General features: G+C 67.4%; 30 protein-coding genes and 3 tRNA genes. 17 read left to right on the top strand and 16 right to left on the bottom strand.

Annotation, left to right across the window (positions count from 1 at the left end):
* Positions 1–103: 103 nt before the first annotated feature.
* From BJQ95_RS16855 to BJQ95_RS16805, 11 genes are all read right to left on the bottom strand, one after another.
* Positions 104–757 (bottom strand): polysaccharide deacetylase family protein, encoded by a 654-nt coding sequence (locus BJQ95_RS16855; protein WP_130177288.1) that lies wholly within the window; start codon positions 755–757, stop codon positions 104–106.
* Complete coding sequence (locus tag BJQ95_RS16850) at positions 754–1,617, bottom strand: glycosyltransferase (RefSeq protein ID WP_205750090.1); 864 nt, start codon at positions 1,615–1,617, stop codon at positions 754–756. The genes BJQ95_RS16855 and BJQ95_RS16850 overlap by 4 nt, the downstream gene beginning before the upstream one ends.
* Positions 1,598–2,737, bottom strand: a complete 1,140-nt coding sequence (locus BJQ95_RS16845; protein WP_130177290.1) for an O-antigen ligase — start codon at positions 2,735–2,737, stop codon at positions 1,598–1,600. Before BJQ95_RS16845 ends, BJQ95_RS16850 begins: the two co-directional genes overlap by 20 nt.
* A gap of 281 nt (positions 2,738–3,018) precedes the next feature.
* Positions 3,019–3,801 carry a hypothetical protein gene (locus BJQ95_RS16840; protein ID WP_130177291.1) on the bottom strand — a complete coding sequence of 261 codons (783 nt, stop codon included), beginning with the start codon at positions 3,799–3,801 and terminating at the stop codon, positions 3,019–3,021.
* A complete protein-coding gene (locus tag BJQ95_RS16835; protein ID WP_130177292.1) occupies positions 3,798–4,502 on the bottom strand; it encodes a hypothetical protein in 705 nt (234 codons plus the stop codon). The genes BJQ95_RS16840 and BJQ95_RS16835 overlap by 4 nt, the downstream gene beginning before the upstream one ends.
* A 266-nt stretch (positions 4,503–4,768) precedes the next feature.
* Positions 4,769–5,785, bottom strand: coding sequence for a hypothetical protein (locus tag BJQ95_RS16830; RefSeq protein ID WP_130177293.1), 1,017 nt, complete (start codon positions 5,783–5,785; stop codon positions 4,769–4,771).
* Entirely contained in the window at positions 5,782–5,958 is a 177-nt protein-coding gene (locus BJQ95_RS16825; protein ID WP_165384903.1) for a hypothetical protein, read from the bottom strand. The genes BJQ95_RS16830 and BJQ95_RS16825 overlap by 4 nt, the downstream gene beginning before the upstream one ends.
* A 228-nt stretch (positions 5,959–6,186) precedes the next feature.
* Entirely contained in the window at positions 6,187–6,840 is a 654-nt protein-coding gene (locus BJQ95_RS16820; protein WP_130177294.1) for a hypothetical protein, read from the bottom strand.
* 2 nt (positions 6,841–6,842) lie between these two features.
* Complete coding sequence (locus BJQ95_RS16815; protein ID WP_130177295.1) at positions 6,843–7,454, bottom strand: acyltransferase; 612 nt, start codon at positions 7,452–7,454, stop codon at positions 6,843–6,845.
* 99 nt (positions 7,455–7,553) lie between these two features.
* A complete protein-coding gene (locus tag BJQ95_RS16810; RefSeq protein WP_130177296.1) occupies positions 7,554–8,345 on the bottom strand; it encodes a transglutaminase family protein in 792 nt (263 codons plus the stop codon).
* 347 nt (positions 8,346–8,692) lie between these two features.
* Complete coding sequence (locus BJQ95_RS16805) at positions 8,693–9,343, bottom strand: TetR/AcrR family transcriptional regulator (RefSeq protein ID WP_130177297.1); 651 nt, start codon at positions 9,341–9,343, stop codon at positions 8,693–8,695.
* Positions 9,344–9,448: 105 nt separating this feature from the next.
* Between BJQ95_RS16805 and BJQ95_RS16800 the strand changes: the two genes are divergently transcribed.
* Positions 9,449–10,234, top strand: coding sequence for an alpha/beta fold hydrolase (locus BJQ95_RS16800; RefSeq protein WP_130177298.1), 786 nt, complete (start codon positions 9,449–9,451; stop codon positions 10,232–10,234).
* Positions 10,231–10,512, top strand: a complete 282-nt coding sequence (locus tag BJQ95_RS16795; RefSeq protein WP_130177299.1) for a DUF1905 domain-containing protein — start codon at positions 10,231–10,233, stop codon at positions 10,510–10,512. Before BJQ95_RS16800 ends, BJQ95_RS16795 begins: the two co-directional genes overlap by 4 nt.
* Before the next feature lie 16 nt (positions 10,513–10,528).
* On the opposite strand, the gene BJQ95_RS16790 is transcribed toward BJQ95_RS16795, so the two are convergent.
* The gene (locus BJQ95_RS16790; RefSeq protein WP_256041433.1) at positions 10,529–10,783 is read right to left on the bottom strand and encodes a DUF2252 family protein; all 255 of its coding nucleotides are present in this window, start codon (positions 10,781–10,783) and stop codon (positions 10,529–10,531) included.
* Between the two features lie 40 nt (positions 10,784–10,823).
* On the opposite strand from BJQ95_RS16790, the gene BJQ95_RS16785 reads away from it, so the two are divergent.
* Positions 10,824–10,967, top strand: a complete 144-nt coding sequence (locus BJQ95_RS16785) for a hypothetical protein (protein ID WP_165384904.1) — start codon at positions 10,824–10,826, stop codon at positions 10,965–10,967.
* Positions 10,968–11,137: 170 nt separating this feature from the next.
* Here the strand turns inward: BJQ95_RS16785 and BJQ95_RS16780 are convergent.
* The 3 genes from BJQ95_RS16780 to BJQ95_RS16770 all read right to left on the bottom strand — a co-directional run bounded on the left by BJQ95_RS16780 (position 11,138) and on the right by BJQ95_RS16770 (position 11,519).
* A tRNA-Phe gene (locus BJQ95_RS16780) sits at positions 11,138–11,210 on the bottom strand.
* A gap of 69 nt (positions 11,211–11,279) precedes the next feature.
* Positions 11,280–11,356, bottom strand: a tRNA-Asp gene (locus BJQ95_RS16775).
* 90 nt (positions 11,357–11,446) lie between these two features.
* Positions 11,447–11,519: transfer RNA gene (locus tag BJQ95_RS16770), tRNA-Glu, on the bottom strand.
* A gap of 318 nt (positions 11,520–11,837) precedes the next feature.
* Here BJQ95_RS16770 and BJQ95_RS16765 point away from each other — a divergent pair.
* Complete coding sequence (locus tag BJQ95_RS16765; protein WP_130177300.1) at positions 11,838–13,250, top strand: peptidoglycan DD-metalloendopeptidase family protein; 1,413 nt, start codon at positions 11,838–11,840, stop codon at positions 13,248–13,250.
* Positions 13,243–14,619, top strand: a complete 1,377-nt coding sequence (locus tag BJQ95_RS16760) for an NlpC/P60 family protein (RefSeq protein ID WP_240694694.1) — start codon at positions 13,243–13,245, stop codon at positions 14,617–14,619. The genes BJQ95_RS16765 and BJQ95_RS16760 overlap by 8 nt, the downstream gene beginning before the upstream one ends.
* Positions 14,620–14,696: 77 nt before the next feature.
* Here BJQ95_RS16760 and BJQ95_RS16755 read toward each other — a convergent pair whose 3' ends face one another.
* Positions 14,697–15,188 carry an inorganic diphosphatase gene (locus BJQ95_RS16755; protein WP_130177301.1) on the bottom strand — a complete coding sequence of 164 codons (492 nt, stop codon included), beginning with the start codon at positions 15,186–15,188 and terminating at the stop codon, positions 14,697–14,699.
* A 45-nt stretch (positions 15,189–15,233) separates the two neighbouring features.
* Here BJQ95_RS16755 and tilS point away from each other — a divergent pair, with 45 nt between their 5' ends.
* From tilS to panC, 12 genes are all read left to right on the top strand, one after another.
* Positions 15,234–16,262: a tRNA lysidine(34) synthetase TilS gene (gene tilS, locus BJQ95_RS16750; protein WP_130177302.1), complete on the top strand. Its 1,029-nt coding sequence runs from the start codon at positions 15,234–15,236 to the stop codon at positions 16,260–16,262.
* Entirely contained in the window at positions 16,249–16,809 is a 561-nt protein-coding gene (gene hpt / locus BJQ95_RS16745) for a hypoxanthine phosphoribosyltransferase (protein ID WP_088457319.1), read from the top strand. The genes tilS and hpt overlap by 14 nt, the downstream gene beginning before the upstream one ends.
* 85 nt (positions 16,810–16,894) lie before the next feature.
* Complete coding sequence (gene ftsH, locus BJQ95_RS16740; protein ID WP_130177303.1) at positions 16,895–18,901, top strand: ATP-dependent zinc metalloprotease FtsH; 2,007 nt, start codon at positions 16,895–16,897, stop codon at positions 18,899–18,901.
* A 10-nt stretch (positions 18,902–18,911) separates the two neighbouring features.
* Positions 18,912–19,490 carry a GTP cyclohydrolase I gene (folE, locus tag BJQ95_RS16735; RefSeq protein WP_130177304.1) on the top strand — a complete coding sequence of 193 codons (579 nt, stop codon included), beginning with the start codon at positions 18,912–18,914 and terminating at the stop codon, positions 19,488–19,490.
* A complete protein-coding gene (gene folP, locus BJQ95_RS16730) occupies positions 19,487–20,293 on the top strand; it encodes a dihydropteroate synthase (RefSeq protein ID WP_256041432.1) in 807 nt (268 codons plus the stop codon). Before folE ends, folP begins: the two co-directional genes overlap by 4 nt.
* A complete protein-coding gene (folB, locus tag BJQ95_RS16725) occupies positions 20,290–20,745 on the top strand; it encodes a dihydroneopterin aldolase (protein WP_130177305.1) in 456 nt (151 codons plus the stop codon). The genes folP and folB overlap by 4 nt, the downstream gene beginning before the upstream one ends.
* On the top strand, positions 20,742–21,305 hold the full coding sequence (gene folK / locus BJQ95_RS16720) for a 2-amino-4-hydroxy-6-hydroxymethyldihydropteridine diphosphokinase (protein ID WP_130177306.1): 564 nt from the start codon (positions 20,742–20,744) through the stop codon (positions 21,303–21,305). The genes folB and folK overlap by 4 nt, the downstream gene beginning before the upstream one ends.
* Entirely contained in the window at positions 21,302–21,790 is a 489-nt protein-coding gene (locus tag BJQ95_RS16715) for a DUF3180 domain-containing protein (protein ID WP_130177307.1), read from the top strand. Before folK ends, BJQ95_RS16715 begins: the two co-directional genes overlap by 4 nt.
* A complete protein-coding gene (locus BJQ95_RS16710) occupies positions 21,783–22,421 on the top strand; it encodes a PH domain-containing protein (RefSeq protein WP_240694696.1) in 639 nt (212 codons plus the stop codon). Before BJQ95_RS16715 ends, BJQ95_RS16710 begins: the two co-directional genes overlap by 8 nt.
* Positions 22,418–24,055 (top strand): PH domain-containing protein, encoded by a 1,638-nt coding sequence (locus BJQ95_RS16705; protein ID WP_256041431.1) that lies wholly within the window; start codon positions 22,418–22,420, stop codon positions 24,053–24,055. Before BJQ95_RS16710 ends, BJQ95_RS16705 begins: the two co-directional genes overlap by 4 nt.
* A complete protein-coding gene (locus BJQ95_RS16700) occupies positions 24,052–24,831 on the top strand; it encodes a Rossmann-like and DUF2520 domain-containing protein (RefSeq protein ID WP_130177246.1) in 780 nt (259 codons plus the stop codon). The genes BJQ95_RS16705 and BJQ95_RS16700 overlap by 4 nt, the downstream gene beginning before the upstream one ends.
* Positions 24,828–25,709 (top strand): pantoate--beta-alanine ligase, encoded by an 882-nt coding sequence (gene panC / locus BJQ95_RS16695; protein WP_130177247.1) that lies wholly within the window; start codon positions 24,828–24,830, stop codon positions 25,707–25,709. Before BJQ95_RS16700 ends, panC begins: the two co-directional genes overlap by 4 nt.
* The last annotated feature ends 41 nt before the right edge of the window (positions 25,710–25,750 follow it).

Here is a 25,750-nt window from a genome sequence, read left to right as displayed (position 1 = left end):
ATATGGGTCAGCAGACTCGTGCCGATGCCGGAGGTCTTCCTGTTATGCGCCGTCGATCGCCCGCCCCGGTCAGTTCGCAGACGCCGTGGCGGTCTGCCGGCGCTCAGCGCAACCGCTTGACCGCGCTGGCCAGGACGTTGCGTGCATCCCGCACCCCCGGGCGCCCCGCCAGGATCGAGCGGATCGAGTCAACGGTGTCACTGGCGCTCACGCTGTACCGAGCCTGAATCCAGGAGTCGGACCGTGCCGGGAATCGATCACTCGTGTACACCGTTCGATACCCGGCCTGCTCGAGCCGCCCGAGGAGTCCCCGGTCGTACCGGCCGAGGGGGAGGGCGGCATCCTGGATGGCTCCGGCGCTGGCCTCGGCGAGAAGGCTGCGAGCATCGATCAGTTCCCGGTGGGCGTCGTCGTCGCCGAGTCCTCGCCACGGGACGTGCGTCCAGCCGTGGCTACCGATCGTCATGCCCGCGGTGCGGAGCTCCCGGAGATCAGGCGGTGAGAGGCTCGCGGCATCGTCCAGGCGCCCGGCGAGGGCGAAGAACGATGCGCACAAGCCCCGTTCCAGGAGCGCCGGAAGAGCAGCCACCACGTCAGACCGATTGCCGTCGTCGAAACTGAGCCGCGCGTGCGGGTGCTCAGTGACCTCGTCAAGGATTCGGAGAAAGTTGTCCTCGGTCACCCAGTAACGCGATTCACCGGGCTCCCGTTCGCGTTCGATGGTGCCGATGCCGTGGAAGCACAGGTTGATGATCATGCCGACGCCCCATTGTCTGCTGACCTGGGTGTGCCCCTTGTGCTCTCATCGCGACCCCATCCCTGTCCCTGCCTCACTCTGCGTCGAGCGAGAACGCCGGCAAGAAGCGTGATCAATAGATAGGGAAGCGCAGCGGGCAGCAATCGGGGGTGGGGCAGTACCACGTCACGCAACCAGCCCCACCGGTCGCCCGAGCGCACCTGCGCATCGACCCGTCCTTCCTCGGCCGCCGCACGCATCTCGGTGTTGCCGCGCCGCACCCGCACCAGGCGTCGAACCAGGGCGCGGGTCGTGAACGGCGCGGCGACCACGACCTCGACGCTGCTCACCTCGGTCTTCTCGGCGTCGGTGAACTGTGAATCGAGGAACAGGTCATCAGCGATCAAGGCAGGGAAGGCGTCGAACCGGGCTCGGCCCTCCTCCGAGAGAGCGATCAACCCCCGCCCGAACAATCCGTTCCGGAACACCGGCAACCTCTCGTTAATGGAAAAATACGCGCGCACAGGCCACGGGCGTCCCGCCGTGTCGATGCGCCGCCGAGGCACCACGGCGAGGGCAAGGGGGGTCTCCGCGAGGCGTGCGACCAGTGCGGCGATGCCGCCGGGAGGCACCATGATGTCGGCATCAAGATAGATCCGGGGAAATGCAGTTGCCACCCGGTCGGCTGCGTTCAGGGCGGCGGTCTTGCCTCGTTCCTGGCGATCAATCACGATGACGCCAGGACGTGTCGACAGTTCGACCGTGTGGTCGGTGCAGCCGTTGGCGCTGACGATGACCTCGCTGGGGTCACTCGCGCGCTCGGCGAGCAGCGCCTCGAGGTTCTGACCGATCACGTTCTCCTCATTGTGCGCGGCGATCACGATGCTCGGCATGGGTTTCCTTTCGCTTATCGGGGACGGCACGTCGTGTCCGTCCAGACGTCACCACCGGTGTCGAGGTCGGATCCGAATCGATGATGGTGCGGACGCTCCCGCAGAGCCCGGCAACGAGGAACAGCACGCCGCCGGCGATTGGGAACGAGAGCCCATCGAAGAAGGCGAAGAGAACGGCGATATTGAACAGCGACGCGGCCAGGGCATGACCGAGCAGCCGCATGTCGCGGGTTGCCGAAAGGCGTGCCCGACGGGCGCTCCAGATTCCGGCGCAGAAGAACGTGGCGAATGCCAGGACACCCAGCGCGCCAACCTCGATCGCGATAAGCACCCACTGGTTGTCGAAGATGTAGTACCTGGGCAGGAAGATGCCGAAGCCGGATCCGATCAGGGGAGAGGTGGACATGAACTCCGGGATGCGCTGCAGCCCCGTCGTCCGGGACTGCGTACTCGGATCCGATGCCATGCCGGAGAACAATGCGAGAGTGGTCGAGAGCAGACCAGGAAGGAACGCGAAGATCGCCGCAGAAAAAACGGCGCCGGCGGCGATGACAATGCCGCGGTACCGAATGGGAACGGCCGGAATCATCGAGATCACCGCCACCGCGAAGCCGATGATGGCCGACCGGGAGACGGCGACCAAGGACGAGACCGTGATAAGCCCGACCGGCAGCCACCACCAGAGCCCGCCATGGGACCGATCGGACCGGAATCCGCGCGTGATCGCCGCGGCGATGACCAGCGGAAGGGCTGTGTTGATTGCGGTCGCGTACTCGAGCGGATGGATCGCGGTTGCCGTCGACCGGATCACGCCGGCACGTTCTTGGATTCCTCCCGCCATGCTCAGGCCGGGAACGGTCCCGAAAAAGTCGACGAATGCTTGGCCAGTCAAGAATTGCAGGAGCCCGAGTGTCGCAAGCAATCCGGCGCCGATTCCAATGCGTCGCACCATGGTGGCCAGATCGGTCATCGTGCGGATGCCGTCGACAGCGACCAGCAGCACGCCCGCCCAGGACAGAACCCGGATCACCGCTACGAGGGCGGGGCTCACCTGGTCTTCCGGCTGGCCGCGCAGCATGGCGGCGGCGTAACTCACCAGGATGAGCATGAACAAAACTACGAAGGTGAATCGCACGGGTTGGGACACCGGCCCGGCGACCACGTTTCGTGCCTGTAGCCGCACGACAGCCCACCAGACCAGTAGGACGAGACCCCAGATCAGGGAGGGGCGGCCGAGTGCACCGAGCGCAGTGATGACGACCCCGGAGGGTATCGCCAGGAGCAACACCAGGTACACCGTGAGCATCGTGACAGCATCGCCACTTCGTCGCATGCCGTCGGCACCAGGTGCCAGCAGGTTTCGTGTCGACGCGTGCGCGCTGGACACGCTCACCGCGCGCTGTGGACGGGAGACGGTACCGAGGCTTCTGCGTCGTCGTCGTTTGCCTCGTCGAATGCCCGGGACGGCACGAAAGGCTTCGGCGCACGGCGCTTCGGCGTCACGGCATCGGCAGCGGGTGGAACCGGCGACAGATCGACAATCTCCTCGGAGTCCTCCGCAAGCTCGCCGCGCCGCTTGCGTTGCTGGCTGAGCCCATCGATGAGGCCGGCAAGGAGCAGTGTGAGCGCCAGGCCGGCGAGGCCTACGGCGCCGCTCACGATGAACCGACTGCGCTGTTGGAGGAAGCTCTGGCTGTCAATCGTGATGGGCAGGACGGAAACCTGATTCTTCACGGCGATGTTCTCGGTTTCCTGGAGATCGGTGAGTACCGTGTCAGTCCGTTCGACGAGGCGACCCAGTACCTCCTCGGCGGCGGCATCGCTAGCCGCAGTCACGACGATGACGATCACCGGGCCTGCCGTGCTCGTGTCACGGGTGATCTCAATCTCAACGCCCTCGTGACCGGCGGTGACTTCGTTCACGACGTTTTCTGCGCCGACCGCACGCACGAGTACGTCAGCCGCAGGCGCCAGCCCGCCGAGGAAGAGATAAGGGTTTGCCCCTTCCGGCATGCTGGCGGCGCCGGGTATGAGGAGTTGCGTCGAGGAGCGTTCGTAACCAGGGGGGATCAGGGTCCACGCACCAAAGGCGAGTGATGCCGCGATCAGGATCCCCGGAAGGACCACGTACCAACGTCTCCAGAGTCCGCGGAGGGTGTCGACGAAATTCATGAGGGCGTTCCTTCCAAGATGCGACGGGACGAAAATTCGACTCGCGTGTGGGGTGCTGCACGGTGGCGCGAAAGTCTGCGATCGAGCGTGACCGAACCCCAGGCGCTGACGATCAGGGCGACGGTGAGCATCGCGGCGACAGCGGCGGCTTGACCGCGTCGAGATGGTGAGACGTATTCGATCCGCATCGTGAGGGGATCGACGATCGCTCTGATCCTGTCTTCGGACGGGATGGCCAGCACGGCCTGCTTGGCGTCTGCGATGGCCAGGACCCTGTCGACCAGGTCTTCCTGCTGTGACTCGACCCACTCGGCCGAGCGCCCCACGATCCGCAACTCCACGTCGGACCTGCTGAAAGTCGACACCCACTGGCTGCCGGAGTTGGCCAACTCGACGAGGACACCTTGGCGGACCCCGGCACCGTAATACGGCGCGTCACTCGTCGAATATCGCGAGGGAGGTCGGCCATCGTTGATCTCCTGGACCACGGCCCCTGCGAAGGCGATGACGCTCGGATCGGTGTTGCCATTGCTCGGTGACAGGCCCGTGGTGGCGGGACGCACAAACGTCACCACGGTCTTGGTGGAGTAGGTGCCGCCATCGCTCGCCAACACCGCTGTGGCCAGGGCTGCGCAGGCGAGGACGACGACCGGGATGTACCAGCGCCGAAGCATTGCGAACAGGATTTCGCGGAAGGTCATTGACCGACATCCGAACCGATAACGCACGACAGTGCCCTGGCGGACGACGAAAGGCCACGCCGGGGGTGGTTACGGGCACGCGAGGACGCAGTCACAATCAATTCCCTGCTGTTCGGGTTACAGGTGCGAAAAGGGCAACACGACGGGAGGTGACGTATTGTCATCTCCTGGTCGCTGACGATATCCCCATTCGGTGACGGCCGCTGTCGCCCCTTAGGGGGGTGATCCGGCAGCGGTGCGGCGAAGGCTTGCCCGAGTCCCGAGTGTTATCGGACCACGGACGGAGACCACGCGTGGGCCAGGAACAGCTCGGGTTCGGCATCACCGTCAGCGGACACCGCCCAGACGTCGCTGTCACCGACCGTGTCGTCCCGGCCGAGCCCGTACAGGATGGTGTCGTCGTCCAGCCAGACCACCTGGTCGTCGACGTTGCGTTTCTCGGACAGCAGCGTCTCGGCGCCTGTCGCGAGGTCCAGTACGGCAATCGTCCACCGCGGCGTGACTGTGGCGGAGACCTCTTTCTTATAGGCGATCCGCCCGCCGTCGGGTGACAGCGACGGGCACTCGGCGCCGTCCCTGATGGCCGTGAGCGTGCGGGCGGTGAGATCACCGCGCACCAGCCAGGTCTGATTGTTGGAGGCGGCCGTCGCGTAGAACGTATTGCCGTCGTCACCGAACGTGATTCCCCAGACATTCCGGTCGGCAGCGGTGATCTGCACGTCGTCGACAAAGAGCGCGAAGTCCTCGAGGTTGCCGTAGTCCTGGCTGCCGTCGGTGTGGGAGATCGTCGTCATTGTGGAGAATTCGACGGTGCCGTACGACTCACCGGTTACGAATGAGGTGGCGGCGACCAGGGTGGAGTCGGCCGAGATACGAGTGCGGCTGGGTACCCCGGCCAGGGGCCAGGAGCGGGTTTCCCGGCCGGCGGCGTCGCTCAGGGTTCCAGTGAACGTTGTGACCACGCCCCGGTCGATGTGCAGGCACGATTGCAGGGCGGCGGTGGCGTAGACCCGGTCGCAGGCCAGATCGGTCACGATGCGGGCCGCTGTGGGGTCGGACAGGGGAACGGAGGCGACGAGGCCGTACCCGGCCCCGAGCGCGGTATTGCGGAAGACCACCCGTGCTCCGGCCGGCCGGGTGTCCGTGATCACGGACTCCACCTCACTCGGGGCGGACGCGCGGGACCGGTGCTCAGCCCACGCCACGACCCCGTACCCGGCGGCACCGGACAGCAGAACGATGCCGATGATGGCCACCAGCCAGACTCGGCGTCGGGTGGTCATAGTGCCGGCCGCCGGGAGACCACGCCGCGCACGAGGAGCGCCGCGACGGACTCCGACGAGATGTCGGTGAGCATGCGCACCACACCGAGGCTGACGACGACGGCCGACACCGTGGTCGCTGATTTCGGCGGCGACGTGACGCCACCGCGACGGGCAGAGAGGGAGAAATACATGGCTTCCTAGTCCGCTGCCGTCAACGTGCACAACGGCGGGTCGGTGGAACTGAGGAGGTTCTGACGAGGGGGATTCGGCTTTTCACGTGTCATCGCCTGCATTTTCGGATTACAGGTGTTGCATCGGACAGGAGCTCCGCAGGACATCCGCGGCGTTTCGTGACTCTAGCGCGGGCGGCCCGGAGTGCCTGACCCCAGATCGGGGGTGGTGTCGAGCGCGTTAACGGGTCAGCTTTCCGCGGAGAAGATGCCGAACACCGTGTACTCGGAGCCTGCGGCGACGGGGGTGGCGGTGAGCGTCACGGTGTTCACTCCGCGCCTGAAGACGAGCGCGGATGAACCCTCGGGCGCCGGGACCGGGGCGCCGACCAAACCGAGCTCCGCGAGAGTGGTGCTGTAGAAGTCCAACACCTCCTGGGCGGCGAGGGGCGTCTGGGCAGCCAGGGCGGCCTGCAGCCGGGAGCCCTCGGCCGCGACCGAGCTGGAGGCGATCGAGGACTGCGGCGCCGCGGGAAGAACTCGATCCGGGAACCCGTTCACCACCGAACCGACCGCGCTGGACGAGTCGGGCAGCGGCAGCGTCACCAGGGCCGGCACCGGCACCGGCGCCGCCGGCGCGGGGCCGGCCGGTGCGTCCGGCTCGGTCGCGCGCGCTTCGGTGGATTCTCCGGGCCGGGCCGTCGATGACGACCCGGGCAGGACGGTCGTCGGGCTGGGCGTGGGGGAGTCCGCGTCGGGGGTAGACGATGCAGGGGTTCCTCCGCCGGCCTCTGACGTGGCCGCAGGAACGGTCGAGGTGCTGGACTGCTGGATGACCAGTGCCCCGGTCATGACCAGGACGACGGCAGCGACCGAGATCGCGACGACGAGTCGGCGGCGCATGGTCAGCGCTCCGTGGGGACGATCGCGAGCGCGCCGTCCACTTCGCGATAGGTGTCCCCGGCTGCCGGGCAGGTGTACAGGTTCTCGCCGGCTGTGACCAGGGGGATTCCCGCGGGGCCGACCCAGCCGACCTGCCGGGCGGGCACGCCCACCACAATGGCGTGATCTGGGACATCCCTGGTCACCACCGCGCCGGCGGCGACCAGGGCCCACCGACCGATCCGAACCGGAGCAACGCAGACGGCGCGGGCGCCGATCGATGCGCCGTCTCCCACGGTCACCCCGACGGCTTCCCAGTCTGCGGCGCTCTTGCGGCTGCCGTCGACGTTCACGGCGCGGGGGAACACGTCGTTGGTGAAGACGACGGCCGGTCCGATGAATACGCCGTCGCCCAGCACGGCCGGCTCGTAGAGCAGCGCGTAGTTCTGCACCTTGCAGTTCGCGCCGAGAATCACACCGGGGCCGATGTAGGCACCACGGCCGAGTATCGACCCTGACCCCAGCTGCGCATCCTCCCGCACCTGAGCAAGGTGCCAGATGGTGACGTCCGTCCCGATGACGGCGCGCGGGTCCACGTCGGCGGTAGCTGCGATCTGGTCGGTCTTCTGGGTCATGAGTGCCGTCCCGAATGGTCTTTCAGACAGGGTCAATGCATCTGGTCGCCCTCAGTATGCCCGGATTGACGTCACTCGGCGAGATCCGCGGGCAAACGGCTAGGCGAGCCGGGCGAGCCGGCTGATGTCGTCGCGCGGAAGCTCATCGGCGACGGCCGTGACCCTGAGTACATGCAGCAGGACGGCGGCCCCCGCAGAGGAGAGGAAGGCGGTGTCGGCCGCGTCCCGGCCGGTGGCAATGCGCATCAGCGATTGCCGCGGAGCGAGGCCGGTCGCGTCCACCACGTGCCAGGCGCCCTCGAGATACGCCTCGGCCACGGCGTGGAAGTCCATCGGCGACAGCCCGGGAGCGTACACCGAGACCAGGCGGGCGGGCACATCGTGCGCCCGCAGGAACGCGATGACAAGGTGCGCGTAGTCACGGCAGACGCCCTGCCTGGACAGCAGCGTGCGCACCGCGCCATCCGTCGGCAGGCTGGCCCCGGGAACGTAGCTGAGGTGCCGGCCCACCCAGGTCGTGATCGCGTGGAGCAGGTCGGTGCCGGTGAGGCCGCGGAACTCCGCCTGGGCGGTGGGCCACAGGTGGTCGGATTCGCAGTAGCGGCTGGGCCTCAGGTACCGCACGATATCGATGTCGGACACCTCGGGCGGTTCGACTTCGCCCGACACCTCGACCGTGTAGTCGATGGTGACCCGGCCTGGCTGCACGGAGATCAGCTGCAGCCTGGTGCCGTGTTGGTCCAGGGTCTGACGGTAGGCCAGCTCGAGGCCGTCCTGAACGACGGAGAGCCGCTCTGTTGCGTTGGCATCCGCGGCGACGGCGACGGACAGAACCAACTCGGCGGACCCGAGGGCTTCAAGCTCGAGATGCGCGGAAGCGGAGCGTTTCATGCCCACATCGTCGCATACCTGCGCGAACTGTGAGAAAAGCACCACATTCGGCGATTTTTAGGTGCTTAGCTCACGGTTCGCGGGCACGGTGGAAGCTGGCGTCGATGCGGTGACCTTTCGAGTGCGTGTACGACACTGTCAGGGGTTTCCGCGGAGTGCCAGCCTGTTCGATCGTCCCTGAATCTGGTCGCTAGGCATTTTTCGGCGGGTCTGGCTTGGCTCCGCTCTGGACTTTCTCGGGGACACGGATCGGTTCTGGCCCGTCAGATGAGTCGCGAGGCTAAACGGCGGCGTCGTGTTGGCTCATTGTGGCCGGCAGTGCGTGGTACCTGTCTTCCTCGTCGGTCTCAGCGCCGATCGTCGCGACCGGTATCGCCGGCGTAGGCGGTGAGAAAAACCCGCGTGGCCTCCGCTGCGTGGGCCTTCATAGCGGCGATAGTCGGGATGGCATCGTCGCCCAGGAGCATGGCTTCATTGATCGGCGCGGCGAGTACCAGCCAATTCAGGGTCGTGGCTGCTGCCGTTGGGCTCGGTGCGGTCAGGAGTCCGCGCTGCACAAGCGTGGAGATGACGATGGCCAATGATTGGATCGATCGTTGGGGACCGTTTTCGAATAGGGCTTGCGCCAGTTCGGGGAAGCGGCTGACCTCTCCGATCACCAGGCGTCGCAGGCGGAGCAGCCTCGGTGTCATGACGATGCGCATCTCGTCCATGGCGTATTGCATGAAGTAGGGCGCGAGCTCGGCGGCGTCGTGCGGAACGCTGTCGAGTTCGCCGAGACTGTTGCTGGCCCCCGCTGTCATCGAGGTGACGAGCTCGACGAAGAGGACCTCTTTGCTTCCGAAGTGTTTGTACACGGTCTGCTTGGACACACCGGATCGCTCTGCAAGCTCATCCATGCTGGTGCCGAGATAGCCATCGCGGAGAAACAGCGCTTCAGCGGCCTCGAGAATGGCACGGTGCTTGCGCGCCGAACTCGATCCGAAAGATTGGCTCATGGCGTCCTCACATTTCGGGGTTTGAGTTTCTGGACTAATGAGTCTAGTTTTGAATGCAACGGAACTGATCAGTCCAGTCTAGTTTGACTCGAAATGAGGATGTCCATGTCCAGCTTTGTGACAACAGCCCTGCATGACCGTGTCGCCTACGATCTTCGCGGATCCGGTCCATCGGTGATCTTTGTCGCCGGCGCCGGTCCGTGGCGCGAGATCGACCCCGTCACCACTTCGACCGCGGAGCTCCTCGCCGACACGGGTTTGACGACCATCGTCTACGACCGACTGGGCCGTGGGGACAGCCGCGCACACGGGCCGATCACCCTCGACCGCGAATTGGCTGCCATCTCTGCCCTGGTAGACGCGGCCGGTGGCAGCGCTCTGCTCTGCGGGCACTCATCCGGATGTTCACTCGCGCTGTTGGCCGCGACGAAGGGAATCTCCGTGACCGGTCTCGCTCTCTGGGAGGCGCCTCTCGCCCCGCCGGACAGCGGTGCCAAGGAGCTGGCGAATGACCTTCGCGAACTGCTCGCCGCAGGAGAGCGGGAACGAGCCCTCGACCTCTACATGCGCGATATGCCGCCCGAGATCCTCGAGATCGTGAAATCGATCCCGGCAATGATTACTCAGGCCGACAGCCTGCAGCCTGACGCCGACTCGCTCGCCTGGGCGGAATCGGCACCGCACTCACAGTTGTTCGCAGGCATCCAGGTGCCGGTGCTGGCGATGGTGGGCACGAAGAGCTACGACGAGGTGATGGTGCCCGCTGCAGAGTCCATTGCCTCCGCCATTCCTGATGCGAAGTGGGGGCGGGTACCCGGCGCCGACCACGAGTGGGAGTCCCACGCCATGGCCGACACACTCGCCGAATTCAGCCGAGGAACAGCTCGATGACCGCCCAGCGACCTGAGCTCCACTTTTCCAGCCCGTTGGCCCATCCAGCGATGCCCGCCTCGTGGACAGTGGTGGCGGTTCCCAGCTCGAAAACCTTCTTCGGCACGGGGCGCGCGATCAAGGTGGACGGAACGATCGATGGTCATCCGTTCGCCGCGACACTGATGCCCGACGGGCAGGGCGGCCACTTCCTTTCCCTCAACGCGGCACTGCGAAATGCTGTCGGAAAGCGGATCGGTGACATTGTCGACGTGCATCTGGCCGAACGAACGAAATAGACAGCAAGAATCTGGGTCAGACCCCCTCGATCGCCTGCAGGCGGCCGGACCGCACCGCCGTGGTGAACGCCTCGTAGTCCCGGTCGTTCTGGTCGGCGTAGCGCCCGGAGAAGTCGGTGACCGCATCGTCGAACTTGTCGCTCTTGCCGAGGTAGGCGTTGATTGCGATGGGGTCACCAGAGCGGGCGTGTGCCCGGGCGAGGGTCCACCCGCAGACCCGGGCGTAGACGGACATCCCGAGCGGATGCATCGCCTCGACCACGGCCGACACAGACGTCGACGAGGTAGCGGCGTCGATGCAGCCTGGAAGTGTGGCCGTAGTGGTGATCTACGAGAATCGGTGGGTCCTGGGTCTGGTGAACACCTGGCGGCGCGACGGCGCGAGACTCGTCGCCAATGGTGGGATACCAGCCGGCGACCTCATCGCTGCCCTTGATGCGACTGACTCCTCCTGACGGACCTCGACATGATGTTGAGTGACCCTGCGACGAAGCCAACGACAAGGAGTGCATTGTGGGCCTGTTGAAGACCGCAGTAACAGTTGCTGTTGCAAGTTCCGTTCACGGCCGAGTGCAGCGGCGGCAGCAAGAAATCCCCGCAAGTAGAAGCCTCACGAGGATTTCAGTGGCCCCGACCGGCGTCGATCCGGTGACCTTTCGATTTTCAGTCGAACGCTCTACCAACTGAGCTACAGGGCCTCGACGGCAGCTGCAAGAGATGCCTTCGAAAGGACGAAAAGCCCCTTCTTCCGAAAGGGCCTGTCGCCTTGGCGACCCTGACCGGACTTGAACCGGCGACCTCCGCCGTGACAGGGCGGCGCGCTAACCAACTGCGCTACAGGGCCAAACTTTGATGCTGTGTTTCTTGATGCTGTGCTGCGATGTGTAGGTCTTGCTTTTCTACTTTTCTTGCCGAGTACAACCTACAGTATGCGTAGCCCCAACGGGATTCGAACCCGTGTTAACGCCGTGAAAGGGCGCCGTCCTAGGCCGCTAAACGATGGGGCCGAACTTCTAGCGGAAGCTGACAACTTCCGACGCATAATCATAAGTGTTTGACGATCGATAGTTCAAATCGACTGCAACCGCCCGTGCACGCGGAATCGCTCCGTGGGCCCATCTACCGCGTGATTCCGGGCCGGAACCCGAATCGGCTGGAATTGGCCGTCGGCGTGTCGCTTTACACCGCGCCCACGAATGGGCCGTGTTCCTGGCACCTGGAGGGCTAGGTTTTAGCCATACCCTGGCCACTCAGCGGGGTTTGTTATTGTGACGAGAGTTACCAAAGTGACGAATGTGACAAGCACCAAGCCCGATCGGGGAGTTATGAAGCACACTGCACGTGCGATCAGCCGCGGAATTCGCGCCGGCCTGCACAGGCTGCGGCCGGACCCAGAGCTTCGCACCCCTAAGCGTGTCAATGCCCGCCGGGTGGCGACGGGCGTGACCGGCTTCACCGCCGCGGTGACCCTCGCGGTGTCCCTCGCCAGCCCGATCAGCCCCGCCCTCGCCGTGGACTATCCCAGCTGGGAAGATGTGCAGGCCGCGAAGTCCAACACCGCCGCCGCCTCCGCCCAGGTCACCGAGATCCAGAACCTCATCGCCGGGCTGCAGACCGAAGTGGAACGCACCCAGGCCGAGGCCGAGGCTCGCGGAGCCGAACTCGAAACCGCCCAGGCAAAGTTCGACGATGCCTCTCGACGCGCAAACGACCTGCAGACCCAAGCCGACACCAGCAAAACAGATGCCGACGCCGCCACCACCCAGGCGGGCCAGCTCGCCGCCCAGCTCTATCGCACCGGCGGCACCGACCTGAGCGTCAACCTCTTCATCGATGGGCAGAAAAGCGGTGAAGGCGCCGACGAACTGCTCTCCAAACTCGGCAGCATGAGCAAGCTCGTCGAGCGCAGCACGGACGTGTACGAGCAGGCCCAGACCGCCAATAACACCGCCCAGGCCCTCGGAGACCAAGCGGCCGTCGCCCAGGCCGAGCGGGAGACCCTGCGTATCGCGGCCGAGGCCGCCATGGCCGCCGCCCAGGATGCCGCCGATGCGGCGGCGGGAGCCCTCGCCGACTCCGAGGCGCAGAGCGTGATCCTCCAACAGCAACTGCAGTTCATGCAGGATGCCCAGGCGACCACCACCGCAGGCTACGAGGCCGGCGTGGCCGAACGGGCCCGGATCGCGGCCGAAGCCGAGAAGGCGCGCCTCGCCGCCGTCGCGGCGGAAGCCGCGCGGGCCGCGGCCGCCAGGCCCAGCCCGGGTTCGTCCGGCGGTGGATCGCCCGGGGCCGGACTCAGCGGCGGCCAGGTCGGCGGCCAGGGCTGGGGTGTTCCGGCCGGTGGACGCATCACCGATGGTTTCGGTCCCCGCTCCGTGCTCTGCGGCAGCGGTGGCTGCAGCGGCGGCTACCACTACGGCACCGACATCGGCACCGGCTGCAGCGCCCCGATCTACGCCGCCGCATCGGGAACCGTCGTCTACGCCGGCCGCTTCGGCACCTACGGGAACTTCGTGAAGATCAGCCACGGCAACGGCATCGAGACCGGCTACGCGCACATCCGCGACGGCGGCATCTTCGTCTCCGTCGGCCAGAACGTCTCGGTCGGCCAGAACATCGCCAGCTCCGGAACCACCGGAGCCTCCACCGGCTGCCACCTGCACTTCGAGGTGTTCAGCGGCGGCAACCGCATCAACGCTGTTCCGTTTATGTCCGACAGGGGAGCCCCACTTGGCTGAGCACACACCTACCCGCCGCTCACGGCGCACCTCGGCCGCGTTGTTGTCGGCCGCCATGATCGGCTCGGTCACCGTCGCGGCCGGCGTCGCCGCACCGGCCTTCGCCGACGAGGACTATCCCAGCTGGGATGAGGTCGCCAAGGCCAAGGAGAGCGAATCGACCAAGGCCAAGGAGATCCAGAACCTCACAGGCCTCCTCGAGGGGTTGCAGACGTCCTCCGCCGACGCCTCGCAGAGCTCACAGATGGCCGCGGAGGCCTACCGGGTCACCCAGGATGACCTCGACGCGGCCACCGCCAGGGAGGAAAGCCTGGACAAGCAGTCCGCTGTGGCGCAGAAAGCCGCGGAAACATCCAAGATGCGGGCCGGCCTGATCGCCGCGCACCTGGCCAAGACCGGCGCCCGGGACCTCTCCCTGAACCTGTTCCTCAACGGCAACACGGCCGACGACCTGCTCAGCCAGCTCGGCACGGCCAGCAAGCTCAGCGAGCAGTCCGAGACCATCTACCGGCAGGCCGTGCAGGACAAGAACACCGCAGAATCGCTCATCGCCCAGGCCGCCGCCGCCACCGCGGAACGCAAGCGTCTCAGCGCCGAGTCCAAGGAGAAGTACGAGTCGGCCAACGACGCCGCGCTGAGCGCCCAGGCAGCCCTGGACGTCGAGCTGAAGAAGTCGGCCGAACTCTACGAACAGCTGGCCCTGCTCAAGGACTCCACCGCCGACGCGGAGCGTGAATATCAGACCGGCCTGAACGCCGCCGCATCCGCCGCCGCGCTGGTCAAGGCCCAGGCTGCCGCTGCCGCCGCCGTGAAGAACAACCCGCCGGCCGAGGCCGCTCCCGCAGCGCCGGCCGCACCGGCCGCCCCTGCACCGGCCGCTCCCGCGGCCCCGGCCGCCCCTGCCACCGGTGGCTCAGGGAGCGCCCCGGCGACCGGTGGCACCGCGCCGGCGCCCATCGTCACAGCCCCGACAGCCCCGACAGCGCCCAACGCGTCAGCCGTCGACACCGCGCTCGGCTTTGCCAGGGCCCAGCTCGGTGACGCGTACCAACTCGGCGGCTCGGGCCCCAACGTCTGGGACTGTTCGGGCCTCACCAAGGCTGCATATGCCGCAGCGGGCATCTACATCGGCACGCACTCGGCCACCAACCAGTACAACACCATGGCCGGCCAGGGCAGGCTCGTCTCGTTCTCGCAGGTGCAGGTCGGCGACCTCGTCTTCTGGGGATCACCGGGCAACTACTACCACGTGGCCATCTACGTCGGCGGCGGCCAGGTCCTTGAGGCGCCGGACGTGGGCAAGCCGGTCCGGGTGCACAGTATCTGGTCGCCCAGCCAGGTCGCGCCGTACGTCGGCCGGCCGTCCTGACTTTCAGCTCCGCAGAACAGCAGAAGCCGCTCCCCGGCAGGGAAGCGGCTTCTGGCGTTTGAGCTGAGTCTTACAGGTCAGTGACCTTCGTCGACAAGCTTCTTGAGTCCGTCGCGCACGATCTGGTCGGCCTCTGCGGCGTCTCCCCAGCCCTCGGTCTTGACCCACTTGTTAGGTTCGAGGTCCTTGTAGTGCTCGAAGAAGTGCTCGATCTCCTTGCGGGTGTACTCCGGGATGTCGGTGACGTCCTGGATGTGCTCCCAGCGCGGGTCGCCCGCCGGAACACCGATGACCTTGGCGTCTGAGCCGCCGTCATCGGTCATGTTGAACACGCCGACGGGGCGCACGGACACGCCAACGCCGGGGAACAACGGGAAGTCGAGCAGCACCAGAACGTCGACGGGGTCGCCGTCCAGGCCCAGGGTGTTCTCGAAGAACCCGTAGTCGGTGGGATACACGAAGCTCGTGTACAGTACCCGGTCGAGGTAGACCCGACCGGTTTCGTGGTCCACCTCGTACTTGTTGCGGCTACCGCGTGGGATTTCAATGACTGCGTCGTATTCGGCCATGGCCTGGTATCTCCCTTATTCGAAGTCTGCGGATAACGTTACTGGATGGAGTCCACCCGCCGCCCGCGTCTGTCGCCGGCCATCGCCGACCTGCGCCGTGCCGTGCAGGCCGCGCTGCCGGAAGCCGGCCTGGTGCTGGTGGGGCTGAGCGGGGGAGCGGATTCCCTGGCTCTGGCCGCTGCGACCGCGTTCGAAGCCCCCAGGGCGGGGCTCCGCGCCGGCGCCGTGATCGTCGACCACGGCCTGCAGGCCGGCTCGGCAGAGACGGCCGCGGCGGCAGCCCGGCAGGCCAGGTCGCTCGGCCTGGATCCGGTGCTGACCGTTCCGGTGACCGTCACGGATACCGGCGATGGACCGGAAGCCGCCGCCCGTACCGCGCGTTACGCCGCGATCGACGCTGCGGTCGCGGCCACAGGCGCCGTCGCGGTGCTGCTCGGCCATACGCTGGACGACCAGGCCGAGACCGTGCTGCTCGGCCTGGCCCGCGGGTCTGGGGCGAGCAGCCTGCAGGGCATGGCCGCGATCAGCGGATGGTACCGGCGGCCGCTGCTGGGCATCCGCCGCGCCCAGACCCGGCAGGCCTGCCTCGACGCCGGCCTGACCGCCTGGTCGGATCCGCAGAACGACGACCCCCGCTACGCGCGGGTGCGGGTGCGGGACCGGGTGCTGCCGGTGCTGGAGACCGAACTCGGGCCCGGGATCGCCCTGGCGCTGGCCCGTACCGCCCAGACCCTGCGTGAAGACGCCCAGGCCCTCGATGATCTGGCGGGAAGGATCGCCCGGGAAATCGGCGAATTGGTTCAGTCCGGTGTCGGCCTGCCGGTCGCCGCGTTGGCCGCCAACCCGGCGGCCCTCCGCCAGCGCATCATCCGGCAGGTGGCCGCCAGCGAGTTCGGGGTGTCCCTCGAACGGAGCCACACGCTGGCCGTTGCACGCCTCGTCACGCACTGGCACGGGCAGAGTGCGCTTGACCTGCCAGGCGTTAGAGTGGAACGGCAGGGGGGGATGCTGCTTTTTTCAGCTCCTCGACACACCCAGAACAAAGGACTCTTCCGCTCCCATGGAACCTCGTGACATTGACGGCGACCTCACCGAAATCCTGATCGAAGAGACCGAGATTCGCGCTCGCCTGGCCGAGATGTCGCGGCAGATCGAAGCGGACTACGCGGGCAAGGACCTGCTCCTGGTCGGCGTGCTCAAGGGCGCCGTCATGGTGATGGCCGACCTGGCCCGCGAACTCGTGCACCCGGTCACCATGGACTGGATGGCCGTCTCGTCGTACGGCTCGGGCACCCAGTCCAGCGGCGTCGTGCGCATCCTCAAGGACCTCGACACCGACCTGCACGGCCGCCACGTGCTCATCGTCGAGGACATCATCGACTCCGGCCTCACGCTGTCCTGGCTGATGGCCAATCTCAAGTCCCGCGGGCCGGCCTCGCTGGAGATCTGCGCCCTGCTGCGGAAGCCGGACGCCGCCCGCGTCGAGATCGACGTCAAGTACCTGGGCTTCGACATCCCCAACCAATTCGTCGTCGGCTACGGCCTGGATTACGCCGAGAAATACCGCAACCTGCGCTCGGTCGGCGTCCTGGCACCACACGTTTACTCCACAGGCGAGTAGGTTCGCTCCACTGCAACTGATCAAGTTCACCTTTGGGCGAACACTCGGTGTTCGCCCAGTACGAGAGCGGTAGCCTGTGACCACCATGAACGTCAAGAAACTTCTGCGCGGTCCGCTCCTCTACATCATTCTCGCGGTTATCGCCGTCTGGGTAGGGTCGAGCCTCCTCACCATGTCTGGCTTCCGCGAGATCTCAACCCAGCAGGGGTTGGACTTCCTCAAAGACGGCAAGGTGGCTGAGGCGAAGATCGTCGATGGCGAACAGCGCGTCGACCTCACCCTCAGCAAGGCCGACTCGACCTACGGCGAACAGGTGCAGTTCTACTATGTCGCTCCGCGCGGTGAAGAGGTCATCACCGCCGTCACGAACGCCGACCCGAAGGACGGCTTCACCGACGAGGTGCCCCAGGCCAGCTGGTTCCTGTCGCTGCTCGGCATCCTCCTGCCGGTGCTGCTGATCGGTGCGTTCTTCTGGCTGATGCTCTCCGGCATGCAAGGTGGCGGCAACAAGGTCATGCAGTTCGGCAAGTCGAAGGCCAAACTGGTCTCCAAGGAGACGCCGCAGGTCTTCTTCAGTGACGTCGCCGGTGCCGACGAAGCCATCGAAGAGCTGCAGGAGATCAAGGACTTCCTCAAGGAACCGGCCAAATTCCAGGCCGTCGGCGCCCGGATCCCGAAGGGCGTGCTGCTGTACGGCCCTCCCGGAACCGGTAAGACCCTGCTGGCCCGCGCCGTCGCCGGCGAGGCCGGGGTGCCGTTCTACTCGATTTCAGGTTCCGACTTCGTCGAAATGTTCGTCGGCGTCGGCGCCAGCCGGGTGCGCGACCTGTTCCAGCAGGCCAAGGAGAACTCCCCGGCCATCATCTTCGTCGACGAGATCGACGCCGTCGGCCGGCACCGCGGCGCCGGCATGGGCGGCGGCCACGACGAGCGCGAGCAGACCCTCAACCAGCTGCTGGTGGAGATGGACGGCTTCGACGTCAAGACCAACGTCATCCTGATCGCGGCCACCAACCGACCGGACATCCTGGACCCGGCACTTCTGCGACCCGGCCGTTTCGACCGGCAGATCGGTGTGGACGCGCCAGACATGCTCGGCCGCAAGCGCATCCTCGAGGTGCACTCAAAGGGCAAGCCGATGGCCGCCGGCGTCGACCTCGAGGTGCTCGCCCGCAAGACGCCCGGGTTCACCGGCGCCGACCTGGCAAACGTGCTCAACGAGGCCGCCCTGCTCACCGCTCGTTCCAACGCCCAGCTGATCGACAACCGGGCGCTCGACGAGGCCGTCGACCGGGTCATGGCCGGACCCCAGCGCCGCACCCGGGTGATGCGCGACCAGGAGAAGCTGATCACCGCGTACCACGAGGGCGGTCACGCCTTGGTGGCCACGGCCATGCGCAACACCGACCCGGTCACCAAGATCACCATCCTGCCCCGCGGCCGTGCCCTCGGGTACACGATGGTGATGCCGCTCGAGGATCGTTACTCGGTGACGCGCAACGAACTGCTCGACCAGCTCGCCTACGCCATGGGCGGCAGGGTCGCCGAGGAGATCATCTTCCACGACCCCACCACCGGAGCATCGAACGACATCGAGAAGGCCACCGCGACGGCCCGCAAGATGGTCACCGAGTTCGGCATGAGCTCCGATGTCGGACCGCTTAAGCTCGGATCGGCCTCCGGCGAGATGATGTTCGGCCGCGACATGGGCCACCAGCGGGACTACTCCGAGCGGCTCGCCGAGCGGGTGGACACCGAGGTGCGTCAGCTGCTCGAGAACGCCCACGACGAGGCGTACACGGTGATCAACGCCAACCGCGCGATCCTCGACGACCTGGCCGCAAAACTGCTCGAGCACGAGACGCTCGACCAGACCGCCCTGGTGGAGATCTTCGCCGGCGTGCAGAAGCTGCCGCCGCGCCCGCAGTGGCTCTCCAGCGACAAGCGGCCGGTCTCCGACCTGCCTCCCATCGCGATGCCCGCGCCGAAGGCACCCATCGACGGGGCCGCCGTCGACAGCGGCATCTCGAGCGGCGAAACCGAGAAGCCCAAGCGCGCGCCCGTCCGCAAACCGCGCCCAGCAACCGCGTAGACCGGCGCTCGTGGGAGTGGACCAGCCACGCATTGAGGCGGCCGTCGCCGAGATCCTCGCCGCCATCGGAGAGGATCCCGGCCGGCCCGGTCTGGCGACGACCCCGCACCGGGTGGCGGCGGCCTACGCCGAGTTCTTCGCCGGTCTCGGCCAGGACCCGCTCGACCACCTGCGTGACACCGTGCCGGTGGGCGACCGCACGGGTGAACTCGTGCTGCTGCGCGACATCGAGTTTCGCTCGGTCTGCGAGCATCACCTGCTGCCGTTCCTGGGAACGGCCCACCTGGCCTACCTGCCGGGTGATCGCATCGTGGGCCTGGGCAAACTGGCCAACGTCGTGGAGACCCTCGCGGCCAGACCCCAGCTGCAGGAACGATTGACCGAAGAGATCGCCGACGCGCTCGAAACCGGACTGGCACCGCGCGGGACCCTGGTGGTCCTGGACGCCAGCCACGGCTGCGTCACCACACGGGGTCCTCGCCAGACCCATAGCTCCACCGTCACCATGGCCAGCCGCGGGGACCTGGCGTTGCCCGTCGCCCGCTCGGAGATCATCGCCCTCATCGGCGGCCCGCAGGCTGCACGGTGACCCTCGTGATGGGTGTGCTCAACGTCACGCCCGACTCGTTCAGCGACGGCGGTCGCTGGGCGAGTACCGAAGCGGCCGTGCAGCACGCCGTCGACCTCTGCGCCGACGGCGCCGACCTCATCGATGTCGGCGGCGAATCCACCCGGCCCGGTGCCGACCGGGTGTCCCCGGGACTCGAGCAGGACCGGGTGCTGCCCGTGATCGCCGAATTGAGCCGCCTGGGCATCAGGACCAGCGTCGACACCCTCAACGCCAGGACCGCCGAACTCGCCGCCGACGCGGGGGTGGACATCATCAACGATGTCTCCGGCGGCCTCGCCGACCCCGACATGGCGGCCGTGGTCGCCCGCACCGGGCTGACCTACATCGCTATGCACTGGCGCGGCCACGCCCGCACCATGGACACGCTCGCCGAATACGACGACGTGGTCGACACCGTGGTCGCCGAGCTCACCCGGCGGGTCACCGTACTCGAGGCCGCCGGGGTTCAGCGGCGCCAGATCGTGCTGGACCCTGGGCTGGGCTTCAGCAAGGACGCCGACCAGAACTGGCGGGTCTTCGCCCGCCTCGACGCCTTCGCTCCGCTCGGCCTGCCCGTGATGGTCGGCGCCTCCCGCAAACGCTTCCTCGCCGGCGTGCTGCCGACGGACGCCGCCATCGTCGACCGGGACCTGCCGACCGCGGTGCTCAGCGTGCTGGCCGCCCAAGCGGGCGCCTGGGCCGTGCGGGTTCATGACGTGGCTGGCACCCGGGCGGCCCTGAACGTGCTGGCCCGAGTCGATTCGGCCAGAATAGGGTCATGAGCACCGACTCGATCACCCTTACCGGGCTGCGGATCACCGCGCACCACGGAGTCTTCGACTTCGAACGCGAGAACGGCCAGGAGTTCGTCATCGACGTGACGGTCTGGCTGGATTTCCGGGCCGCGGCGTCCGGCGACAACCTGGCCAGCACCATCCACTACGGCGAACTCGCGGTGGAGGTCGCCGACGCCGTTCGTCGCGACCCGGTCGACCTGATCGAGACCCTCGCCGAGCGCATCGCCGATGTGGTGCTCGCGCACGACGCCGCCGAACGCGTTCGGGTGACCGTGCACAAACCGCAGGCCCCCATCGAGATACCGTTCGCGGATGTGTCGGTGCAAATTGAACGCGTGCAAATTGAACGCGTGCAGATTGAACGCGTGCAAATTGATCGCGCCTTAATCGAAGACGCGCGCAGCGAACTCCTGGGCACCGAGAGGCGCCCCGCATGACCGCCGCAGCCGCCCTGGCGCGCACGGCCGTGCTCGCCCTTGGCAGCAACCTCGGCGACCGGGAGGCCACCCTGGCCGCCGCAGTGCGTGCCATCGCCGAACTGCCGGGGGCCGAGCTCACCGCCGTCTCGCCGGTCTACGCCTCCGACGCCGTCAAGCCCGACGGGGTGGACCTGGACGCTCCCGGGTACCTCAACCTCGTGGTGAGTCTGCTCTGGTCGGGCGAGCCGCATGCCCTCCTCGAAGCCGTCAACGGAATCGAAAACGACCACGGCCGCACCCGGAAGGAACGCTGGGGCGATCGCACCCTGGACATCGACCTGATCCGCCTGGGTGATCTTCGGCAGGACGACAAGAGGCTCACCCTCCCGCACCCGCGCGCCGCCGAACGTGACTTCGTGCTGGCACCCTGGCTCGACATCGACCCCGACGCCGAACTGCCGGGCCGAGGCCGGGTGCGTGAGCTTCTCGCCGTCGCCGACCGCACCGCGCGGGCGCATCCGGTGACGATGAGCGTCGACCCCGTGCACCAGACCGGCTCGGAGGGCCCCCGCCGATGAAGCGCACCCAACCAACCCCGCTGGTCGCGCTGGGCCTGGCCGGGCTCGTCGTCGGATTCCTGGTCGAGCTCGCGGCAACCGCGTGGAGCGCACCGATCATCGTTCCACCGGTCACGCTTCCCCTGGCGCTGGTCCTGATCGCCGTGATCCTGGTGGTGTTGGCCTGGCCCATCCGCCAGGCCACCAGGGGCCGGGCGACCAAACGCGTCGACCCGTTCCGGGCGATGCGCGTCGCCCTGCTTGCCAAGGCGTCCAGTCTCTCCGGTGCGTTGCTGCTCGGCGTGGGCCTGGGCATCGTGGTCTTCATCCTCACCCGGTCGGTGGTCCCGGCGGTAACATCGTTGTGGCTCGCGATCGGGATGGCGCTCGGCGCCGTGATCCTCCTCGTGGGCGGTCTTGTGGCGGAGCATTTCTGCACACTGCCGCCGGACGACCACGACAACGACAATGGGGGACCAAACGATGGCGGAGCAGCCCGTGCCTGACCTACCCGGCCGTGAGTATCCCGGCAGTGAATATCCAGGTACCGATCTGCCAGGCACGGATCTGCCCGGCACGGATCTGCCAGGCACGGATCTACCGGCCGGCACTCTGCCGGACAACGACAGCAGAGAGACCGTGGCTCCCGTCGGGGCCCGCCTCGACCTGCCGGAGGCCGGTGAATGGAAGCGCGTGTCGCCGAAGTACGTCATGGTCGAAATCGTGGGAACGGTGTTCTTCCTGCTCATCGTCGGCGCCGTCGCCGGCTCGCTCTGGGTGTTGCTTGACCAGGTCTGGGCCGCCTGGGTGGGCTCTCTGATCGCGCTGATCACCCTGATCTCCCTCGCCCTCGAACCCCGTAGGGTCCGTTCGATCGGCTATCAGTTGCGCGCCGACGACCTGCTCTTCCGGCGCGGAATCATGTATCAGCGCTTCGTGTCCGTGCCATACGGCCGCATGCAGCTGGTGGACATCACCCGCGGACCCGTCGCGCGCCTGCTCGGCCTCGCCGACCTCAAGTTCGTCACGGCCGCGGCCACTTCTGGCGTTGCGATCCCCGGCCTTGCCGAGGCCGACGCGGATGCCCTCCGCGATCGCCTGGTCGAACTGGCCGAGAGCCGGCGGGCGGGGTTGTGACCTCACTCGCCGACGGGGACTGGCACCGCCTGCATCGCGCGAGCCCGCTGCTGCGCGGCGGCATCTTCGTGTTCGCGCTGATCGGCTTCGTTATCGCGAACCTGCGTGAGCGTCTCGTCGACGTGGTCTTCGGCATCCCGCGGGAGACCGGCGACCCCCTCGACGAGATTTACGAACGCGGCGCCGTCGGCTGGGCACTGCTTGCGGCCGCCGCGATCCTGATCGTCATCCTGATCGCGTTCACCCTGTCCTGGCGGATGCATACCTTCAGGGTCAGCGATGAATCCGTCGAGGTGCGCAGCGGCATCCTGTTCCGCAGTCACCGGCAGGCCCGCCTCGACCGCATCCAGGGCGTCAACATCGTGCGCCCGCTGATCCCGCGTCTGTTCGGGGCGGCCAAGCTCGAGGTGAGCGTCGCCGGCCAGGATGCCAATGTGCAGCTCGCCTACCTCGGCTCTGCGCTGGCCGACGGGCTGCGCCGAGACATCCTGCAGCTGGCCTCCGGCGCCCGGCAGCCCCGCCCCGCCGCGGCCGAGCCGGCCCCGGAGCAACCGGCCGGCGACCCGGCACTGGTGCCCGCCGGACCGCCGCCCGCCGCCCAGGCAGCCCGTCGGCAGGCGCTGAACGACTACGCCAGCGCCCGGGTGGGCGAGTTCCTCGCCCCCGAACTGGACCCCGACGCCGCCCCGCCGGAGTCAGTCGTGCGCATACCCTTGCTCCGTCTGATCGGCTCCATCGTCTTCAGCGGCTTCACAGTTTTCGTCGCCATCGCGATCGCCGCGCTCGTCGTGAGCGTCATCGTCGGCGGCAGCGAATGGCTGCTGATCGCGATCTTCCCCGGCCTGATCGCCAGCGCCGGCTACTACGTGTCCAGGTTCACCAAGTCGCTGCGCTACAGCATCGCCGGCACCAGGGACGGTGTGCGGGTGGGCTTCGGCCTGCTCACCACCAGCAACGAGACGCTTCCTCCCGGCCGTATCCACGCCATCGGTGTGAGCCAGCCGCTGGCCTGGCGGCCGTTCGGCTGGTGGCAGATCAGCATCAACAAGGCCGGCCACTCCACCAACGACGGAGCGGCAGGCCAGGCGGCGACCACCGTGCTGCCGGTCGGATCGCTGGCAGATGTAGCGAAGGTCCTCGAACTGATCCTGCCCGGGGTCGCGATCGACAAGCCGCGCGCCTTGATCCAGCGCGGCCTCACCTCACGCGGCGGGGACGACGGCTTTGCCAACGCGCCGCGCCGGGCCGCCTGGCTCCGCCCGTTCTCCTGGCGCCGCACCGGTTACGCGGTGTCGGCCGACGCCGTGCTGCTTCGCCGCGGTGTGCTGTCCAGGCAACTCGTGCTCGTACCCCTGGCGCGGCTGCAGAGCGTCGGAATCAGCCAGGGTCCCGTTCGCCGCCGGCTGCGGCTGGCCTCCGCCAGGCTGCACACCGTGGCCGGGCCGGTCAGCGCCACCCTGGGAGTGATCGATGTCGGCGAGGCCGAGCGCCTGCTGGAGACCGTCACCGCCGGCGCCGTCGCCTCCGCGGATTCCGACACCAGCTACCACTGGAGCCGCCAGGACATCGATCCCACCCCCGCCCGGACCGCCGTGACCCCCGCCGTCCCCACCGCCACCGAGGTGACCCCGTGAGCCAGCGACCGGGGCGGCTGGGCATCGGCATTATCGGCGCCGGGCACGTCGGACCCATCCTCGCCGCAGCCCTCGCCGGAGCCGGGCACGCCCTGACCGGCATCTCCGCGATCTCGCAGGCCAGCCGCGACCGCGCGGAGGCGATCCTGCCGGGCGTGCCGGTACTCACCGTGCCCGAAGTGGTCGAGCGCAGCGAGCTGGTGATCATCGCCGTTCCGGACGATCAACTGGAAAGCCTGGTCAACGGCCTCGCCGCCACGGGTACCTGGCAGCCGGGCCAGCTCGTTCTGCACACCTCGGCCCGGTACGGCACAAACGTGCTCCTGCCCGCCCAACGAAACGGCGCGATCCCGCTGGCCATCCACCCGGCGATGTCGTTCACCGGCACCAGCCTGGACATCAGCCGCCTCGCCGACAGCTACTTCGCCGTGACAGCCCCGGGGCCCGTGCTGCCGATCGCGCAGGCCCTGGTAGTGGAGATGGGCGGCGAACCGGTGATCGTTGCCGAAGGCGACCGGGAGGTCTACGCCGAGGCGATCGAGACCGCCACGGCGTTCTCCAGCTCGATCGTCGAACAGTCCACCCGCCTGCTGAACGAGATCGGCATCGAATATTCGGGGGCCGTCATCGCCCCGTTGGTGCGCTCGGCCATCGAGAACGCCCTCACCCGCACCGGTGCCCGGCATCCGCTCGACGACCCGACCGCCCTCCACGAGGCCACCCACCTGCTTGACCCGCCATACCCGCCACACCCGTTCGACCCGGAGGACCAATGACCGTGCTCACCAAGCCAGAAGTCATCGACACGATCGACGAACTGCGTAGCCGGCTCTGCCTCGCCAAGCAGAACGCCGCGGCCAAGGGTGGCGACGCGCATGTCGTGCTCGTCCCCACCATGGGCGCCCTGCACGACGGCCACCGCGCGCTGGTGCGGCGTGCCGTCGCCGTGGGCGACATCGTGGTGGTGTCGATCTTCGTCAACCCGTTGCAGTTCGGCGTCAACGAAGACCTCGACACCTACCCGCGCACCCTCGACACCGACGTGGCTGCCCTGGCCGAGGAAGGCGCCGACTTCGTCTTCGCCCCGCACGCCCGCGAGATGTACCCGGACGGCGCATCGTCGACCCGGCTGACCGCCGGCGCGGTCGGCGGACTCTACGAAGGCGCGGCCCGTCCCGGCCACTTCGACGGCATGCTCACCGTCGTGGCCAAGTTGTTCAACATCGTCGAGCCCGACATCGCGATCTTCGGCCAGAAGGACGCCCAGCAGGTGTTCCTGGTGGAGCGGATGGTCGCCGACCTCAACTCGCGGGAGCAGATCGAGGTCGTGCCCACCGTGCGGGAAGACAACGGCCTGGCCCTGTCCAGCCGCAACCGCAACCTCGACGAGCCCGCCCGTACAGCGGCTAGATCGCTCTCGGTCGGCCTGGCCGCTGCTGCCGCGGCCGCAGACGCCGGGGTCCCGGCCGCGATCGTGGCCGCCCACGCGGTGATCGGTGCCGCGGCTCTGGTTAAACTGGACTATCTCGTTGTCGTGCATCCGCACACCTACCTGCCGGTCGACGACGGCTACCGAGGCCAGGCCAGGATGCTGGTCGCCGCGGTGGTCGGCAGCACCCGGCTGATCGACAACATTTCCCTGGACATCCCCTAACCGCATTTCAACGGGGCACCGGCTTGGCCCGTGTACACCCA

It is taken from the genome of Cryobacterium sp. SO1 (assembly GCF_004210215.2).
GTDB lineage: Bacteria > Actinomycetota > Actinomycetes > Actinomycetales > Microbacteriaceae > Cryobacterium.
This window is presented reverse-complemented; position numbering and strand designations above follow the sequence as displayed.